Annotated in this window: 4 protein-coding genes; all 4 read right to left on the reverse strand. The window is 53.6% G+C overall.

Annotated elements, in window-relative coordinates; translation table 11 throughout:
- Positions 1-79: 79 nt before the first annotated feature.
- The gene (locus tag EJP87_RS16715) at positions 80-358 is read right to left on the reverse strand and encodes a hypothetical protein (RefSeq protein ID WP_130472962.1); all 279 of its coding nucleotides are present in this window, start codon (positions 356-358) and stop codon (positions 80-82) included.
- 2 nt (positions 359-360) lie between these two features.
- Positions 361-498 (reverse strand): hypothetical protein, encoded by a 138-nt coding sequence (locus EJP87_RS18205; protein WP_193771495.1) that lies wholly within the window; start codon positions 496-498, stop codon positions 361-363.
- Positions 499-658: 160 nt separating this feature from the next.
- On the reverse strand, positions 659-1,018 hold the full coding sequence (locus EJP87_RS16720) for a type II toxin-antitoxin system PemK/MazF family toxin (protein ID WP_193771496.1): 360 nt from the start codon (positions 1,016-1,018) through the stop codon (positions 659-661).
- Positions 1,008-1,213 (reverse strand): DUF2281 domain-containing protein (locus EJP87_RS16725; protein ID WP_227657740.1); only part of this gene is annotated, 206 nt, incomplete at its 5' end. The genes EJP87_RS16720 and EJP87_RS16725, both read right to left, overlap by 11 nt.

Here is a 1,213-nt window from a genome sequence, read left to right on the forward strand (position 1 = left end):
TTTATCAGCAATCCTCCACCCCTCATCCGCGCAGCCAATGGTGCCGTTTTGTTGCCGGAAACCGTTGCACTCCTCCTAATCATTTGAATGCCTTTGGATCACCTTCGAGTTGCCGCAAGGTGCGCTCGGACATGGAGCTCCATTCTTCCTCTGAATAGGGTGACTCGACAATATCCCCCGCGATATGCAGTCTACCCTTAATCTTGTCCGGTGGCCGACGGAATTGGGAATCGTGCTGATCTTCTGTAACTTTTCCAGGAAGCACGGTGATGATGAGAGGTGCCCGCTCGACAGCAGGCGGAGTGCCCAACCAGCGAACTGTTCCATGATCAAGAACCGCTTCGTAACTGTTCAACATGGCTATACTCCTGAAAAACCAAATTCATGGGCGATTTGTTGATGAGCGGATGGACGCAGCGTTCCTCGAAACACCAATCTGTCAAATCCCGACAGCTTTCCGATGACATCGTTTTCGTGCTTTGATAAAAATGCGTTCATGGCGTTCCCCTTTGGATTCGTTGTTGGTTTTGGTCAACCTCAACATACCGAATCAGGAGGCGGAACGCCTATTATTCTGGTTGCGGCTATGCCGCCCTGTGGGCCGCCCGCCACAGGTTGGGAAAGGCGACGATGGTATCGAAAAGGTTTCCGGACCGCTTCATGCTGACTGGGAATAGCCACGATCGACTGGGCAACCTACCGTATGGCAGAACCCTCGCACCACCATGGAAAAAAAATCCGGCGTTACTCTCCCCAGGTTCCGAACCACGGCCCCTGTATCCAAGGTGTACACCTTGTCCAGCCGAACCCAGCTTGGTTTGGGTAGAGAGCCCTGCAACATCGAGGCTGGATGCAAGGGCACAGCGGCTTCTTGCATGGGGGCGGATGTCACGGCCAATCCGATGAAATCATCGTAGCGGTCAGGGAAAGTCAGGATCAGCACTGGCCGTTTCTTTTCAGTGGCAAGATCCGAAAAGGGAAAGGGGATCAACACCAGTTCACCCGGTTCATAGATCATTCCACACCTCGTCATCCGGATTGTCCCACACCTTGCGCATGGAGCGTTCCTGGGCTGCCTTCAATGGATCGGTATCCGCTTTATCGATGCCGTGGCGATGGGCGAGATAACCGATGAAATCCAGCACTTCCTGGAGCAGGGGAGCTGGCAACTGCCGTATTTCATGTTGGACCCTTTCGGAAAGGTTGGCAGTCA

This window comes from Candidatus Magnetaquicoccus inordinatus (assembly GCF_004217665.1).
GTDB lineage: Bacteria > Pseudomonadota > Magnetococcia > Magnetococcales > Magnetaquicoccaceae > Magnetaquicoccus > Magnetaquicoccus inordinatus.

Coding starts and splice junctions, on each gene's coding strand:
- EJP87_RS16715 (WP_130472962.1), bottom strand. CDS start 358: ATGTTGAACAGTTACGAAGCGGTTCTTGATCATGGAACAGTTCGCTGG.
- EJP87_RS18205 (WP_193771495.1), bottom strand. CDS start 498: ATGAACGCATTTTTATCAAAGCACGAAAACGATGTCATCGGAAAGCTG.
- EJP87_RS16720 (WP_193771496.1), bottom strand. CDS start 1,018: ATGATCTATGAACCGGGTGAACTGGTGTTGATCCCCTTTCCCTTTTCG.